The 15,575-nt window shown below is 72.8% G+C and carries 14 protein-coding genes; 5 read left to right on the top strand and 9 right to left on the bottom strand.

The genetic code is table 11. The features are described from left to right. Positions 1–147: 147 nt before the first annotated feature. The 8 genes from A8713_RS10575 to A8713_RS10540 all read right to left on the bottom strand — a co-directional run bounded on the left by A8713_RS10575 (position 148) and on the right by A8713_RS10540 (position 8,881). Positions 148–1,119: an N-acetylglucosamine kinase gene (locus A8713_RS10575; protein WP_064533189.1), complete on the bottom strand. Its 972-nt coding sequence runs from the start codon at positions 1,117–1,119 to the stop codon at positions 148–150. Continuing rightward, positions 1,110–2,375, bottom strand: a complete 1,266-nt coding sequence (locus A8713_RS10570; RefSeq protein ID WP_064533188.1) for a 6-phospho-beta-glucosidase — start codon at positions 2,373–2,375, stop codon at positions 1,110–1,112. The genes A8713_RS10575 and A8713_RS10570 overlap by 10 nt, the downstream gene beginning before the upstream one ends. Before the next feature lie 5 nt (positions 2,376–2,380). Then, on the bottom strand, positions 2,381–3,274 hold the full coding sequence (locus A8713_RS10565; protein WP_064533187.1) for a carbohydrate ABC transporter permease: 894 nt from the start codon (positions 3,272–3,274) through the stop codon (positions 2,381–2,383). 2 nt (positions 3,275–3,276) lie between these two features. After that, entirely contained in the window at positions 3,277–4,218 is a 942-nt protein-coding gene (locus A8713_RS10560) for a carbohydrate ABC transporter permease (RefSeq protein WP_064533186.1), read from the bottom strand. A gap of 7 nt (positions 4,219–4,225) precedes the next feature. Then, on the bottom strand, positions 4,226–5,563 hold the full coding sequence (locus tag A8713_RS10555) for an ABC transporter substrate-binding protein (RefSeq protein ID WP_064533185.1): 1,338 nt from the start codon (positions 5,561–5,563) through the stop codon (positions 4,226–4,228). A gap of 84 nt (positions 5,564–5,647) precedes the next feature. Continuing rightward, positions 5,648–6,859: an ROK family transcriptional regulator gene (locus A8713_RS10550; protein ID WP_064533184.1), complete on the bottom strand. Its 1,212-nt coding sequence runs from the start codon at positions 6,857–6,859 to the stop codon at positions 5,648–5,650. A 145-nt stretch (positions 6,860–7,004) separates the two neighbouring features. Further along, entirely contained in the window at positions 7,005–7,625 is a 621-nt protein-coding gene (locus tag A8713_RS10545) for a Uma2 family endonuclease (protein WP_064533183.1), read from the bottom strand. 167 nt (positions 7,626–7,792) lie between these two features. Next, positions 7,793–8,881, bottom strand: a complete 1,089-nt coding sequence (locus A8713_RS10540) for a mechanosensitive ion channel family protein (RefSeq protein ID WP_064533182.1) — start codon at positions 8,879–8,881, stop codon at positions 7,793–7,795. Between the two features lie 347 nt (positions 8,882–9,228). Here A8713_RS10540 and A8713_RS10535 point away from each other — a divergent pair, with 347 nt between their 5' ends. The 4 genes from A8713_RS10535 (at position 9,229) to A8713_RS10520 (ending at position 13,032) form a co-directional block, all read left to right on the top strand. Further along, positions 9,229–9,765, top strand: coding sequence for an HNH endonuclease (locus A8713_RS10535; protein WP_018568451.1), 537 nt, complete (start codon positions 9,229–9,231; stop codon positions 9,763–9,765). Between the two features lie 430 nt (positions 9,766–10,195). Continuing rightward, complete coding sequence (locus tag A8713_RS34175; protein ID WP_237305537.1) at positions 10,196–10,390, top strand: hypothetical protein; 195 nt, start codon at positions 10,196–10,198, stop codon at positions 10,388–10,390. After that, the gene (malQ, locus tag A8713_RS10525) at positions 10,391–12,688 is read left to right on the top strand and encodes a 4-alpha-glucanotransferase (protein WP_237305340.1); all 2,298 of its coding nucleotides are present in this window, start codon (positions 10,391–10,393) and stop codon (positions 12,686–12,688) included. Positions 12,689–12,771: 83 nt separating this feature from the next. Further along, positions 12,772–13,032 (top strand): hypothetical protein, encoded by a 261-nt coding sequence (locus tag A8713_RS10520; RefSeq protein ID WP_064533181.1) that lies wholly within the window; start codon positions 12,772–12,774, stop codon positions 13,030–13,032. 128 nt (positions 13,033–13,160) lie between these two features. Here the strand turns inward: A8713_RS10520 and A8713_RS10515 are convergent, their stop codons facing one another. Further along, entirely contained in the window at positions 13,161–13,787 is a 627-nt protein-coding gene (locus tag A8713_RS10515; RefSeq protein WP_064533180.1) for a TetR/AcrR family transcriptional regulator, read from the bottom strand. A 240-nt stretch (positions 13,788–14,027) separates the two neighbouring features. Here A8713_RS10515 and A8713_RS10510 point away from each other — a divergent pair, with 240 nt between their 5' ends. Next, a complete protein-coding gene (locus A8713_RS10510; RefSeq protein ID WP_064533179.1) occupies positions 14,028–15,464 on the top strand; it encodes an FAD-dependent monooxygenase in 1,437 nt (478 codons plus the stop codon). The last annotated feature ends 111 nt before the right edge of the window (positions 15,465–15,575 follow it).

Here is a 15,575-nt window from a genome sequence, read left to right as displayed (position 1 = left end):
CGGCGGGGAACCCGGCCGCGCGCCCGGCGCACGCCCCCCCCTGCTCAGGAACACGTGAAGCGGAACGGTTCGGTTCCCCCGGCACACATGGAACACGGGCCGGTCACCCGCGTGCCGGCCCGTGTCCGTGGTGCGTGCACCGCCCGTTCAGCCCCCGAAGTACGCCCGCACCCGCTCCTGCACCCCGGCCGGCGCCCCCACGTGGTCCAGGCCCAGCAGGGCCGCGCCCAGGACCGGGCGGGCGGTGACCACCTGCGGCACGGCCTTCGGGGCGCGCGCGGCCAGGCGTTCGCGCAGCGACGCGTCGAGCTGCGGGTGGCGGGCGGCCAGGACGCTGCCCCCCAGCAGCACCGGGGCCTCCTCGTCCAGCAGGTCCAGCCGGCCCAGGGCGACCACCGCCATGGCCACCACCTCCTCGGCCAGGCGTTCCACGATCGAGCGGGCGATCGGGTCGCCCTCGGCGGCCGTCGCGAACAGCACGGGGGCCAGCTCGTGGCGGCGCTCCGGGTCGACGTGCTCCAGGTGCAGCGCCTCGATGAGGGCGTACATGGAGTCGAGTCCGAAGTGACCGGGCAACGTGCGCACCAGCGCGGTCGGCTCGCCGCGGCCGTCCTCGGCGCGGGCGGCGTACCACAGGGCCTCCTCCGCCAGGCCCGAACCGCCGCCCCAGTCACCGGAGATGCGGCCTATCGCCGGGAAGCGGGCCGTGCGGCCGTCCGGGCGCATGCCGACGCAGTTGATGCCGGCGCCGCAGACCACCGCCACCCCGCGCGGCTCGGCCACACCCGCGCGCAGTATGGCGAACGTGTCGTTGCGGACCTCGACGCTCGTGCCCCACGCGCGCGCGTGCAGGGCCGCCGCCAGCTGCTCCTCCTCCACGGGCAGGTCGGCGTTGGCCAGACAGGCCGACACATGGGCGACCGAGGCGACGCCCGCCTCGGCGCAGGCGCGCGTGACGGCGTCGGCGAGGACGTCCACGGCCGTCTCCACGCCCACCACGGGCGGGCGGAACCCGCCGCCGCGGGCCGTGGCGAGGACGCTTCCGTCGGCCGCCACGACCGCGACGTCGGTCTTGCTGTTGCCCGCGTCGATGGCGAGGACGCTTGCGGTCAGGCCCACGCGAGATGCTCCCGGTTGTGTGCGATCAGCTGGTCGGTGAGGGTCTCGGCGTAGGAGTACTGGCCGATCAGGGGGTGGGCGAGCAGCGCGCGGAAGACCCGCTCCCGGCCGCCGTGCAGGGCCGCCTCCAGGGCGAGTCGCTCGTACGCCGTCACATGGGCCACCAGGCCCGCGTACAGCGGGTCCACGGGGGCCACCGGCAGCGGGGTGGCGCCCTTGGCGCCGACGGCCGCCTGCACCTCGATCACCGCGTCGTCCGGCAGGAAGGGCAGCGTGCCCCGGTTGTAGGTGTTGACCACCTGGTACGGGCTGCCGCCACCGCCGAGCAGGGCCGCGGCCAGGTCCACGGCCGCCTCCGAGTAGTAGGCGCCGCCGCGCTTGGCGAGCAGGGCCGGCTTCTCGTCCAGCGCCGGGTCGCCGTACATCTCCAGCAGCTCGCGCTCCATCGCGGCCACCTCGGCGGCCCGGGACGGCTTGGTGCGCAGCTCCTCCACCACCTGGTCGTGCGCGTAGAAGTAGCGCAGGTAGTACGAGGGGACCACGCCGAGGCGGTCCAGGACCGGGCGGGGCAGCCGCAGGTCCTCGGCGACGGCGTCGCCGTGCTCGGCCAGCAGCCGGGGCAGCACGTTCTCGCCCTCGGGGCCGCCCAGGCGCACCCCGGTCTCCCAGGTGAGGTGGTTCAGGCCCATGTGGTCCAGGTGGACGTCGTGCGGGGCCACGCCGAGCAGCTTCGCGAACTTGCGCTGGAAGCCGATGGCCACGTTGCACAGGCCGACCGCCCGGTGCCCGGCCTCCAGCAGGGCGCGGGTGACGATGCCGACCGGGTTGGTGAAGTCGATGATCCAGGCGTCCGGGTTGGTGCGGCGCACCCGCTCGGCGATGTCCAGCACGACCGGGACGGTGCGCAGCGCCTTGGCCAGGCCGCCGGCGCCGGTGGTCTCCTGGCCGACGCAGCCGCACTCCAGCGGCCAGGTCTCGTCCTGCTGGCGGGCGGCCTGGCCGCCGACGCGCAGCTGGAGCAGCACGGCGTCGGCGCCCTCCACGCCCGCGTCCAGGTCGGAGGTGGTGACGATCCGGCCGGGGTGGTCCTGCTTGGCGAAGATCCGCCGGGCCAGGCCGCCGACCAGCTCCAGGCGGTCGGCCGCCGGGTCCACCAGGACCAGCTCCTCGACGGGCAGGGTGTCCCTGAGCCGGGCGAAGCCGTCGATGAGTTCGGGGGTGTAGGTCGAGCCGCCGCCGACCACGGTGAGTTTCATGTCTGTCAACCCTTTACTCCGGTGAGCGTGACACCCTCGACGAACGCCTTCTGCGCGAAGAAGAACACGAGGATCACGGGGGCCATGACCAGCACGGTGGCGGCCATGGTGAGGTTCCAGTCGGTGTGGCGGGCGCCCTTGAAGGACTCCAGGCCGTAGGACAGCGTCCAGGCGGCCGGGTTCTCCGAGGCGTAGATCTGCGGACCGAAGTAGTCGTTCCAGGCGTAGAAGAACTGGAAGAGGGCCACGGCCGCGATGCCGGGCTTGGCCATGGGCAGCACCACCCGCACCAGGGTGCGCAGGTCGCCGCAGCCGTCGACCTTCGCCGCGTCCAGGTACTCGTTCGGGATGGTCGTCAGGAACTGCCGCAGCAGGAAGATGGAGAACGCGTCGCCGAACGCCATGGGGATGATCAGCGGCCACAGCGTGCCGGACAGGTCCAGCTGCTTCGCCCAGAACAGGTACATCGGGATGATGATCACCTGCGGGGGCAGCATCATCATCGAGATGACCAGCATCAGCGAGAGATTGCGGCCGCGGAAGCGGAACTTGGCCAGCGCGTAGGCCACCGGGACGGAGGACACGACGGTGAGGACCGTGCCCGCTCCGGCGTACAGGAGGGTGTTCCGCCACCAGGTGAGGAAGCCCGGGGTGTCGAAGACCTTCCTGTAGTTGCCCCACTCCCAGGTGTGCGGGATCAGATCGCGGCTGAGCGCCTGGCTGTCGCTCATCAGCGAGGTCAGGAACACGAACACGAAGGGCAGCACGAAGAAGAGGGCGGCGGCCACGCCGAGCGCGTGGACCGCGATCCACTCCAGGAGGGCCTTGCGGCGGGCGGTGCGCTCCGCGGGCGAGACGGGGGCCTTGAGGGCGGCCGGGTGGTCCAGGACCTGGGTCATCGTCAGTCACCTGCCTGCATGAGACCGCCCCGGCGCCGCATCAGCAGTGAGGTGAACGCCATGGACAGGACGAACAGCACCAGCGCCACCACACAGGCCGAGCCGTAGTCGAAACGCTGGAAGCCGAGGTTGTACACGAGCTGGGGGAGGGTCAGCGTGGACTTGTCCGGGTAGCCGGGCTCGAACATGGTGCCCGCGCCCTGGATCACGCCCGAGGCGACCTTCCCGGCGATCAGCGGCTGCGTGTAGTACTGCATCGTCTGGATCACCCCGGTGACCACGGCGAACATCACGATCGGCGAGATGTTCGGCAGGGTGACGTACCGGAAGCGCTGCCAGGGCGAGGCGCCGTCCAGCTCGGCCGCCTCGTACTGCTCGGTGGGCACGTCGAGCAGGGCGGCCATGAAGATGACCATCAGGTCGCCGATGCCCCACAGGGCGAGCAGGGTCAGGGCCGGCTTGGACCAGGTGGGGTCGTTGAACCAGCCGGGCGCGGGGATGCCCGCCTTCTCCAGCAGGGAGTTGACCGGGCCCGTGCCGGGGTTGAGCAGGAAGGCGAAGGCCATGGTCGCGGCGACCGGCGGGGCCAGATACGGCAGGTAGAACAGGGTGCGGAAGACACCCGTGCCCGTCTTGATCTTGGTGATCAGCAGTCCGATGCCGAGTCCGAACAGGACCCGCAGGGCCACCATGATCACCACCAGCCACAGGGTGTTGCGCAGGGCCGGCCAGAACAGCGGGTAGTTCTCGAAGACGTACGTCCAGTTCTTCGCGCCGCTCCACGTCGGCGGGTTGAAGCCGTCGTAGTGCATGAACGAGAAGTAGACCGTGGAGATCAGCGGATACGCGAAGAAGACCGCGAATCCGATCAGCCAGGGCGACATGAAGGCGAGGGTCCGCAGGGCCGCGCGGCGGCGTTTCGACGCCAGGGTGACGGTGGTCATCGCGTGCCTACTCCGCCTGCGCGATGTCCGTGTCGATCTGGTGGGCGGCCTTTTCGAGACCGGCCTTCAGGTCCTTCTGCTTGCCGCTCTCGTAGTCGTAGCCGAGCTGCTGGACCGTGACCAGGTACTGGCCGCCGTTGATCGAGGCGGGCGTGGTCGTCGAGTTCGTGTCGGCCGCGATGTCCAGGAACGTCTTGAACCGCGGGTCGTACTTGAGCTTCGGGGACTTCAGGGCGGCCAGGGTGGAGGGCACGTTGTGGATGGCGTTGGCGAAGCCGACCACCGCGTCGGTGTCCGTGGAGATGTACTTCACGAATTCCCAGGCCGCGTTCTGCTTGCGGCTGGTGGCGGCGATACCGGTGATGGTGCCGGTGATGTAGCCCTTGCCGTACTGGCTCTCCTGGCCGTCCGGCACGGGCAGCGGGGCCACGCCGATCTCGAAGCCCGGCTTGGCCTCCTCGGCCATGCCCAGGCGCCATTCGCCGTCGAGCTGCATGGCCACCTGGCCGGTGTGGAAGGGGTGCTTGGGGCCCCATTCGTCACCGAGTGTGGCGCGGTACTTCTCCAGCTTCTGGAATCCGCCGAGTTCGTCGACGAGCTTCTTCTGGAAGGTGTATGCCTTTTCGAAGGCGGGGTCCTTGGCGACGTTCGACTTGCCGTCGGCGTCGAAGTACCGCGGGGAGAACTGCGCGAAGAGGTGCTCGGTCGTGGTCTCCCAGCCGTGGTACGTCGGCATGACACCGAGCTGCTTGAAACCGTCCCCGTCGGGGATCGTCAGCGCCTTGGCGTCCGCCTCGAACTCGGACCAGGTCCTGGGCGCCTGCTTGATACCGGCCTTCTCGAAAGCGGTCTTGTTGTAGTAGAGCCCGTACGCGTCGCCGAGCAGCGGCGCCGTGCACCGCTTCCCGTCGAACTGCGTGTATTCGTTCATCGCCTTCGGGAATGTTCTGCCGGCGTCGATGCCCGCCTTCTTGAAGAGGGGGTTGAGGTCGACCAGCGCGCCCGAGGAGCAGAACTTGCCCACGTTGTTGGTGGTGAAGGACGAGATCACGTCCGGTGCCTTGTCACCGCCGGTGCGCAGCGCCTGGTTCATCTTGTCGTCGGTCATGTTGCCGACGACGTTGACGTGGATGTTGGGGTGCGCCTTCTCGAAGCCGTCGACCAGCGCCTGGACGCCCTTCACCTCGTTCGGCGCGCTCCAGGCGTGCCAGAAGTTGATCGTGGTGTCCTTCGAGGCGTCGTCGTTCGCTCCGGAGCCGGGCTGGCCGGTGCAGGCGGTGGCGAACAGCGCGACGGAGACGGAGGCGGCGAGGACGAGGGCCGCTTTCCGGGGCACTTCGGGCATGACGGGTTCTCCCTGGGGCGGGGGCGGGACGGTGCGGTGCGGACGGGGGAGGACGGGTGGTGCGGGGGGCGGTCGTGCGGTGGTTCAGCGCGAGGTGTCGAAGACCTCGTCGCGGGTGGCCGCGAGGGCGCTCTCCAGCGCGCCGCGCAGCACGGGTTGTTCGCGGACGTCGCCGACCACGAGGCGCGGCCGGGCGGCGGCCAGGTCCTCCAGCTCGGCCTGGACCAGGGCGCGCAGCACCTCGCCGCCGGCGGTGAGCGCGCTGCCGCTGAGCACCACCAGCTCCGGGTCGAGCACGGAGACCAGTGAGGCGAGGCCGGTGGCCAGATGGGTCGCGTAGGTCGTCAGCAGGGTGCGGTGCGGGCCGCTCGCGTGGTCGGCGGCGCGGGCCACGAGCGCGGCGGCGGCGTCGGTGTACGGCCCGGTGGGCACGTCCGCGAGGCCGAGCGCGCGGGCCAGCTTGGGTACGGCCTGGGCTCCGGCGAGTTCCTGGTAGCCGCCGCTGTTGGCCTTGGTCACCTGGCGGACCAGGGGCGCGCCGGGCACCGGCAGGAAGCCGACCTCGCCGGCGCCGCCGGTCCAGCCGCGGTGCAGCCGGCCGCCGAGGACCAGGGCGGCGCCCATGCCCTCCTGGTTCCACAGCAGCACGAAGTCCTGGTGGCCGCGGGCCGCGCCGAGGCGCTGCTCGGCGATGGCGACGAGGTTGACGTCGTTCTCGTACTCCACCGGCATCGGCAGCGCCGCGGCCAGTTCGTCGAGGATCGTGGGGGAGTGCCAGCCGGGCAGGTGGGAGGCGTAGCGCAGCCGGCCGGTGTTCGGGTCGAACGCGCCGGGGGTGCCGATGACGAGGCGGTGCACGTCGGCGCGGGCCAGGCCCGCCGCCTTCACCGCGCCGTCCAGCGCGTCGGTGACCTGCCGGACGACCGGCTGGGTCGGGTGCCGGCCGGGTGTGGGCAGCTTGAACTCGCCCACCGTGCGGCCGGTGACGTCGGCGACGGCGGCGCGGATGCGGTGCGGATTGACGTCGAGTCCGGCGGCGTGCGCGGCGGCCGGATTGACGGAGTAGAGCTGCGCGTTCGGACCCGGCCTGCCCTCGCTGGTGCCGGTGGCGAGCACCAGCCCGGCGGCCTCAAGACGCGCCAGCAGCTGCGAGGCGGTCGGCTTGGAGAGACCGGTCAGCTTGCCGATCCGGGTGCGCGACAGCGGCCCGTGCTCCAGCAGCAGATCGAGGGCGGCCCGGTCGTTCATGGCGCGCAGGACGCGCGGGGTGCCCGGCGTACCGGCGGTCCCTGCCATGCGTCTCGCCCCCTGCCCTGGAAGATCACTGTTAGGAAAGTTTCCTGTTCGAGTGCCAGGAACCTAAGCCCGAGATGAAGGGGGCGTCAAGACCGGGCGACGGGGAGGCTGCGGAGTCGTTATGCGCGGGTGCCGGAATCCGGGCTCAGCCCGCGACGAACGGGGCGGTGTCGAGCGTGGGGTACGGGACGGGCAGAGGGAGAGCCTGTCCCAGGTCGACCTTTTCCTCGGTGTCGTAGTAGGCCCTGGTGGGCTCGCCCCCGGGAACGACCGGGTCGGTGAGGCAGTGAGCCGTCCTCGACTCGCGGTTGATGAGAACGTAGACGGGGACGCCCGCTGCGGCGTATGTGCGGAGCTTCGGGCCGGTGTCCGTCTCGTGGTTGGTGGAGGTGACCTCGCCGACGAGGGCGAGCATGTCGATCGGGTACCAGGACTTGTGCGCCCGGTGGTAGGACTCGTCCAGCTCGGTCGGCCTCCGGCGGCGGACGTAGAAGTCCGGGACGACCAGGGCCATGGTGCTGCCGTCCTTGTGGGCGGCGCGATAGCCGTTTCCCATGCCGACGAGGCGGAAGCCGGCGGTACGGAACTGATGGGCCAACTCGAACACGCCGTCGTTGTGGTTGTCGTTCGGCTGCGGTGGCACGATGGCCGTCCCCTCGACGTACTCGGGTCGAATCGGCGCCACGGACGCCTTCTCGATCGCGATCAACAGATCGATGGGGTCCTGCTGCGTCATGACCGGCTCCGTGATGGGTTCGGCGCTCACCGCTGGTTCTCCTTGTCGCGGCTGGTTCTCCTTGTCGCGCTGCTGCCAGGCTAAGCCCGCGCCGGGTGCCCCGGCGCAACGATGGAGCATGCGACCCGCGCGTCACGCCGTAGCAGAGGGTCCTTCACTCGAACGAGTGTGCTGAACCGTTCCGTCCCGGCCCGTCCCTACTTGCCCGTCGGCTGCTGCGGCGGGATCGGGGTGGCGGCCTTGGCCTGGTCGGAGGCCGGGTTGGCGAAGGCGGAGGGGGCGGCGATGGTGGCCATCGGGTCGGGGGCCTCGTCGTCGGCGGGGGCCGTGGCGCCGCCCACGATGCGGATGTCCGCCTCGTCGAAGGCGCGCTTGATGCGCCAGCGCAGCTCTCGCTCGACCGCCGTCGACCTGCCCGGCATCGTCTTGGCCGAGACCCGCACCACCATCGAGTCGATCAGCACGCTGTCCAGGCCCAGCACCTCGATCGGGCTCCACAGCAGCTCGTTCCAGGGCTCTTCCTTGCCCATCTTCTCCGCGACCTCGGTCAGCGTCGCCCTGAGCCGGTCCAGGTCCTCACCCGCCCGGACGGTCACGTCCACGCCCGCCGTCGCCCAGCCCTGGGAGAGGTTGCCGATCCGCTTGACCTCGCCGTTGCGGACGTACCAGATCTCGCCGTTGTCGCCGCGCAGCTTCGTCACCCGCAGCCCGACCTCGATCACCTCACCGGAGGCCACGCCCGCGTCGATCGTGTCCCCGACGCCGTACTGGTCCTCCAGGATCATGAAGACACCGGAGAGGAAGTCCGTGACCAGGTTCCGGGCGCCGAAACCGACCGCGACCCCCGCCACACCGGCCGACGCCAGCAGCGGCGCCAGATTGATCTGGAACGCGGACAGCACCATCAGCGCGGCCGTCCCCATGATCAGGAAACTCGCCACCGAGCGCAGCACCGAACCGATCGCCGCCGACCGCTGCCTGCGCCGCTCCGCGTTGACCAGCAGCCCGCCCAGCGCCGTGCTGCTCGCCTGCTGCGCGGTGCGGTTCATCCGGTCGATCAGCTTGGTGATCGCCCGCCGCACCACCACCCGCAGCACGCTCGCTATCACCAGGATCAGCACGACCCGCATACCGATCGCCAGCCAGGTGGACCAGTTCTGCTCCACCCAGCTCGCGGCCTGGTTCGCGCTCTCCTGGGCGTCCTGGAGCGTGGGGACCGTCACGGAGGGTGACTCCGAGGGGGACGGTGAGGGGCCGGCGGCCAGCAGGACGGCGGACAAGGACACGGCGGGTACCTCCAGGTGCGCCTGCCCGCCGGCGCCGCGATCCGAAACGCGGCGGTCGATATCGTCTGGGTCACGAAGTGGTCACCGCACGGGCAGGGCAACCACACTAACGGGGCACGGAACGCCGCTCCCCGCGAACTCCCGGACCGGCCCGCCCCCGGCACCGCCCCTCCCCCTCTGATCAGGCCGTGTGGGCGCGCGGCGTCCCGAGGCCCGCGCCGGGTGTGGTCGAAAACACTCCCGGCCCGTTACCGGGACATGGTGGCGCGTCCACCAGGCATGAGGGGAGACTGACTCCAGATCGTCCCGGCGCGAGCCACGCGCCGCCGGCGTACAAGGAGGCACCCGTGCCGCATGTCCTGGTCCTCAACGCGTCGTACGAGCCCCTCGGCGTCGTACCGCTCCGCCGCGCGCTCGTCCTCGTGCTGGAGAACAAGGCGGTCTGCCTCGAGGAGTCCGGCGCCCATCTGCACAGCGCGACCGTCACCGTCCCCGCACCCAGCGTGGTCCGGCTCAAGCGTTTCGTCCGGGTCCCCTACCGGGGGCCCGTCCCCCTGACCCGCAGGGCGCTGTTCGCCCGGGACGGGGGCCGCTGCATGTACTGCGGCGGCGTCGCCACCAGCGTCGACCACGTCGTCCCGCGCTCGCGCGGCGGGCTGCACGCCTGGGACAACGTGGTGGCCTCCTGCCGCCGCTGCAACCACGTCAAGGCCGACCGCCACCTCGTCGAACTGGGCTGGCGCCTGCGGCACAAGCCGGCCCCGCCGACCGGTCTGGCCTGGCGCATCATCGGCACCGGCCACCGCGACCCGCGCTGGCTGCCCTATCTCCAGCCGTACGGCGCGGACGACGCGCTGGCGCGGATCGACGGGATCTCCGCCTGAGGGGCCGCCCCGCCTCGCCCTGCCGCGCCTCTCGGGACGAGACCGGTCACCCGCGTTCCGCCGTCCGCGCGGGCGGAAGTGGCCGCCGGGCCGTGCGTAGCGCAACCTGGTGGAAGCGGAATGTGACCGAGAGCACGTAGTTCGCTCCCGTGCGTCTGCTCGCGCGCGCACTGGGTAGGGCTGCGGTAATCCGCTCGTTGCCGCAGCCGACAAGGAGACCCCCGTGACCGCACCGGCGCACCTGCTGCTCTCGGCCCTGACCGACACCGTCCTCTCGGACACCGCCCTGTCCGACGCCACACCCGAGGGCACCACCTCCTCCGATGTGCCCGGACCCGACCGGACCCTGCCCAAACCCGCGGCGGGGCCGGACCACCGGCTCCGCCCGGACACCACCGGTCTCGTCCAGACCGGTCTGGACGAGACCGGTCTGGACGCCCTCCACCCCGGCGACCCCTACCCGGACGTGTTCACCTCGGAGGCGCCCTGGGCCGAGGCCCCGCTGACCAGCGAACCGCCGCTGCCCGACGCCGAACCGCTCACCAGCGAACCGCCCCTCGCCGAGGCCGCGCCGCTGACCAGCGAGTCCACCGCCGACCCCGGCCCGTGCGGCGCGGAGCGGTAGATGGCCGCGCCACGGCCGGCCGGAACCGCCGGAACCGCCGGACCCGCCGGATCCGCCAGATCCGCCGGGGATACCGGGGGCGCGGGGGGCGCCGGGGACGACGACCTCGCCCGGCTCGCCGCGCTGCACGGCGTCGCCACCTCCTACAGCCCGGCCCCGGGCCGTACGGTGGCCGCCTCGCCCGGCGCCGTCGTCGCCGCGCTCGCCGCCCTGGACGTCGACGCGAGCACCCCGGAGGCGGTACGCGCGGCGCTCACCGCCCGCGAGAGCGCCCTGCGGGAACGCTTGCTCCCGCCCACCCTGGTCCACTGGACCGACGCCGGACCCCCCGAAGCCCTCACCGCGCTCCCACCCGGTACCCGGCTCACCGTCGAGACCGAGCAGGGCGGGACCCGCTCCGGCGCCGACGACCTGCCCCCGGGCGTCCACCGGCTGACCGCCACCGCCCCCGACGGCCGGAGGGCCGAGGCGCACCTGATCGTCGCCCCGCCCCGGCTGCCCCCGCCGCCCGGACGCTCCTACGGGCTGCTCGTCCAGCTCTACTCCCTGCTCTCCCACCGCTCCTGGGGCATGGGCGACCTGGGCGACCTCGCCGAGCTGAGCGGCTGGGCCGGGCGGACCCTGGGAGCCGGGTTCGTCCAGGTCAACCCGCTGCACGCGGCCGTGCCCGGCGACCCCACCGATTCCGCCGGCCCCACCGACCCCTCGCCCTACCGCCCCTCCTCCCGCCGCTTCCCCGACCCCGTGCACCTGCGGATCGAGGACGTCCCCGAGTTCGCGTACGTCACCGGCGACGCGGACCGCGCACGGCTGCACACCCTCGGGGAACGGGCCGCCCGCCTGCGCGCCGAGGTCCTCGGCAAGGGCGCCCTGATCGACCGGGACGCGGTGTGGGACCTGAAACGCGAGGCCCTGGAGATCCTGCACCGGGTCCCGCTCGGCCCCGGCCGAGCCGCCGCCCACGCCGCCTTCCTCGCCCGCGAGGGCGGCGCCCTGACCGACCATGCCACCTGGTGCGCCCTGGCCGAGGCGCACGGCCCCGACTGGAGCCGCTGGCCCGAGGGCCTGCGCGATCCGCGCTCGCCGCAGACGGCCCGCGCCCGCGCGGAACTGGCCGACCGCGTCGACTTCCACTCCCGCCTCGCCTGGCTCACCGACGAACAGCTCACCGCCGCCCAGCGCGCCGCCCGCGAGGCCGGCATGCCGCTCGGGATCGTGCACGACCTCGCCGTGGGCGTGCACCCCGGCGGCGCCGACGCGTGGGCGCAGCAGGAGGTCTTCGCCGCCGGGATGTCCGTCGGCGCCCCGCCGGACGCCTTCAACGCGCACGGCCAGGACTGGGGCCTGCCGCCCTGGCGCCCCGACCGCCTCGCCGCCTGCGGCCACGCGCCCTTCCGGCGGCTGCTGCGCGCCCTGTTCCGCTCCGCGGGCGCCCTGCGCATCGACCATGTGATGGGCCTGTTCCGGCTCTGGTGGGTGCCGCGCGGCCACCCGCCCACCGAGGGCACCTACGTCCGCCACGACGCCGAGGCCATGCTCGCCGTGCTGGTAATGGAGGCCGCGCGGGCCGGGGCCGTGGTGATCGGCGAGGATCTCGGCACCGTGGAACCCGGGGTGCGCGAGACCCTGGACCGGCGCGGAGTGCTCGGCACGTCGGTCCTCTGGTTCGAACGGGACTGGGACGGCGACGGCCGCCCGCTGCCGCCCGCCCGCTGGCGCGCCGACTGCCTGGCCACGGCCACCACGCACGACCTGCCGTCCACCGCCGCCCGCCTCACCGGCGAGCACGTCGCCCTGCGCCACCGCCTGGGCCTGCTCACCCGCCCGCTGGAGGAGGAACGCGCGGAGGCCACCGCGGACGTGGACGAGTGGCTGGCCCTGCTGGGGGAACTGGGACTGCTCCCGGGGGCGGCGGGTGAGGGAGCGGGAACCACGGCCGGAGTGGCCGGAGTGGCCGGAGTGGCCGGAGGCCCCGGGGACGAGGCCCGGGTCGAGGCCGGGATCCAGGCTGTCCACCGCTTCCTGCTGCGCACCCCCGCCCGGATGGTGGGCCTCTGGCTGCCGGACGCCGTGGGCGACCGCCGCCCGCAGAACCTGCCCGGGACCTCGGCCGAATACCCCAACTGGCGCCTGCCCGTCGCCGACGCCGGGGGCCGCCCGGTGACCCTGGAGGACCTGGCCGCCTCGCCCCGTCTGCGCGCCCTGGCCGACGTGCTGCGCGCCGGGGTGCGGGCAGGGGTGCGGGCAGGGGTGCGGGCAGGGGTGCGGAAGGACGAAGGAGGAGGGGCGGAGGGCTGACGGCGGGGGCGCGCGGGCGGTCCGCGCGCCTCATACGGCACCCCGGACGCGCGGCCCGTTCCGGCGTTCGCTACTTTGGCACCGTGGACAAGAAGAACGCCCTGCGCGCCGGCACCCTGGCGGCCGGTACGACGCTGATGATGCTGCTCATGTCGTCCCCCGCGCTCGCGGTGATCCGTGACGACGGCGACGACCCCGGCAAGGGCCTGGGCGTCGCCGAGACGCTGGGTCTGTTCGTCGGGATCCCGCTCGCCCTGTTCGTGATCATCGGCGGTCTCGTCATGGTCCTGGACCGGTCCCACAAGCACCAGGACACCAGCCGGAACGTGAACGTCAAGGCCTGACGGCCACCGGCGGTCCCACGCCTGGTCCTACGCCGAGGGCGCCCGCCCCGCCGTACGTACGCGCATGAGCCGTACGTACGCGACGGGGCGGGCGCCCTCGCCGTGTCCGCCCCTCGGGCCGGGCGCGGTCAGGGGCTGGGCGCCGTGAGATAGCGCTGCACGGTGGGCGCCAGCCAGGCCAGCGCCTCCTGGCGGGCCAGGGCGACGGCCGCCGGGATGCGCAGCACGTACCGGGTGAGCGCCAGCCCGAGCAACTGGGACGCGCACAGCGCCGCCCGCGCCGGAACCTGCTCGGGATCCGGGCACACCGCCTGCGCCACCGGCAGCAACTGCTCCCGGAACACCCGTTGCAGCCGCTCGGCCCCGGCGGTGTTGGTGACACCGACGCGCAGGATCGCCGTCAGCTCGCCGCTCTCCTCCCAGAAGTCGAGGAAGTGCGAGACGAGAGCGTGGCCGACCTGGTCGCGGGGGAGCGCGGTCAGGTCCGGGAGCCGCAGATCCACGGAGACGGCCGCCGCGAACAGGCTCTCCTTGTTGCCGTGGTAGCGCATGACCATCGACGGATCGATCTTCGCGTCCTTGGCGATGGCCCGGATGGTCGCCCGTTCGTACCCGTCCGCCGCGAAACGGGCCCGCGCGGCGGCGAGGATGGCGGCGCGGGTGGCGTCGGAACGTCGGGCCGAGGCGGAAGGGGGAGGAGAGGCGGGTGCGGCAGAGGAGGCAGGTGACGTGGCTGGGGTGGCGCGATCTGGCATGCCTACGAGCGTAGGCCAACACGCGTAGGCCAACAAGCGTTGACGCGCCCGCGTCGCCGGGTTTACGTTTGCCCACAGATGTTGGCCCACGCATGTTGGCCCACAAGCGTTCACCCACGGGCGTTCGCCTACAAGTGTTCGCCCACGAGTGTTGGCGCCCGAACCACCACGCACTCGCTCGCCCACAAGCGTTTGCCCACAAGCGTGGACCGGCCGAAGCAGCCATCGAGGAGGCCCCTCATGACCACCACCCCCGTGATCGTCGTCGGCGCCGGCCCCACCGGACTCCTGCTGGCCGGCGACCTCGCCGCCGCCGGTGTCCCCGTCACCCTCGTCGAGAAGCGCCCCCACCGGATCAGCAACCTCTCCCGCGCCTTCGTCCTGCACGCCCGCACCCTCGAACAGCTCGACGCCCGCGCGCTCGCCGACGAACTGGAGGCGATCGGCCGCCCCCTGGACCGGCTGGACCTCTTCGGCCGCCTCTCCCTCGACCTCACCGCCCTGCACTCCCGTTTCCGCCATGTCCTCGTCCTGCCGCAGTACGAGGTCGAGAAGGTGCTGGAGCGGCGCGCGGCCGAGAGCGGCGTGGACTTCCGCTACGAGACCGAGGTGACCGGACTCGCCCAGGACGCGGACGGCGTGACCGTGGCGGTGCGCGGCGCCGACGGCCGGCCGGCGTCGCTGCGCGGGGCGTACGTCGTCGGCGCGGACGGGATGCGCAGCGCGGTGCGGCGGGCGGTCGGGCTGCCGTTCCCGGGGCGGTCGGTGATCCGTTCGGTGGTGCTGGCGGACGTACGGCTGGCCGAGCCGCCCGAGACGCTGCTGACGGTCAACGCGACCGGGGACGCGTTCGCCTTCCTCGCGCCCTTCGGGGACGGCTACCACCGGGTGATCTGCTGGCGCCGGGGCCGGGAGGAGGCCGACGACGCGCCGGTCGGCCTCGACGAGGTCAAGGAGATCACCCGGCTCGCGCTCGGCCGCGACTACGGCATGCACGACGCCCGCTGGACCTCACGTTTCCACAGCGACGAGCGACAGGCGCCCGCCTACCGCGTCGGCCGGGTCCTGCTCGCCGGGGACGCCGCCCATGTGCACAGTCCGGCCGGCGGGCAGGGCATGAACACCGGCCTCCAGGACGTGGCCAACCTCAGCTGGAAGCTCGCCCAGGTCGTCACCGGGCACGCACCCGAGGCGCTCCTCGACACCTACCAGGCCGAACGCCACCCGGTCGGCAGGGCCGTGCTGCGCAGCAGCGGCGGCATCGTGCGGCTCGCGATGGCCGGGCGCCCCTGGACCCTGGCCCTGCGCGCCGCGCTCGTCACCGCACTCGGCGCCTGCGCCCCGCTCCGCCGCCTGGTCACCGGTCAGGTCACCGGCATCGGCTACCGCTACCGGGCGCCGCGCGGCGCGCACCGGCTCGTCGGCACCCGCGTCCCGGACGTGGCGCTCGCGGGCGGCGGCCGGCTGTACGAGGCCCTGCGCGGCGGCCGGTTCGTCCTCCTCGCCCCCCAAACCCACGAGGTGACCCCGGAGCGCGCCGCCCGCCTGACCGCCGCGCGCTGGGCGAGCGGGCGCCGTACGGCCCTGCTGGTCCGCCCCGACGGCTACGCGGCCTGGGCGGCGGACACGCCCGACCCGGCGGAGATCGAGGCCGCGCTCGCCACCCACGTGGGTTGAGCCGCCACAGCTCCTTCAGCCGCTCCTCAACCTTTCAGTTCTGCTGAAAAGACCGCTCGAAAAGTTTCGATGGACCTGACAGGTCGGCCGCTGTCACGGTGGTTCCGGACC

Source organism: Streptomyces sp. SAT1, assembly GCF_001654495.1.
In the GTDB taxonomy this organism is placed as follows: Bacteria; Actinomycetota; Actinomycetes; order Streptomycetales; family Streptomycetaceae; genus Streptomyces; species Streptomyces andamanensis.
Note: the sequence above shows the minus strand (reverse complement) of the source record. Positions and strands in the feature narration are given on the sequence as shown.

Coding starts and splice junctions, on each gene's coding strand:
- malQ (WP_237305340.1), top strand. CDS start 10,391: ATGGCCGCGCCACGGCCGGCCGGAACCGCCGGAACCGCCGGACCCGCC.
- A8713_RS10560 (WP_064533186.1), bottom strand. CDS start 4,218: ATGACCACCGTCACCCTGGCGTCGAAACGCCGCCGCGCGGCCCTGCGG.
- A8713_RS10515 (WP_064533180.1), bottom strand. CDS start 13,787: ATGCCAGATCGCGCCACCCCAGCCACGTCACCTGCCTCCTCTGCCGCA.
- A8713_RS10510 (WP_064533179.1), top strand. CDS start 14,028: ATGACCACCACCCCCGTGATCGTCGTCGGCGCCGGCCCCACCGGACTC.
- A8713_RS10570 (WP_064533188.1), bottom strand. CDS start 2,375: ATGAAACTCACCGTGGTCGGCGGCGGCTCGACCTACACCCCCGAACTC.
- A8713_RS10550 (WP_064533184.1), bottom strand. CDS start 6,859: ATGGCAGGGACCGCCGGTACGCCGGGCACCCCGCGCGTCCTGCGCGCC.
- A8713_RS10565 (WP_064533187.1), bottom strand. CDS start 3,274: ATGACCCAGGTCCTGGACCACCCGGCCGCCCTCAAGGCCCCCGTCTCG.
- A8713_RS10555 (WP_064533185.1), bottom strand. CDS start 5,563: ATGCCCGAAGTGCCCCGGAAAGCGGCCCTCGTCCTCGCCGCCTCCGTC.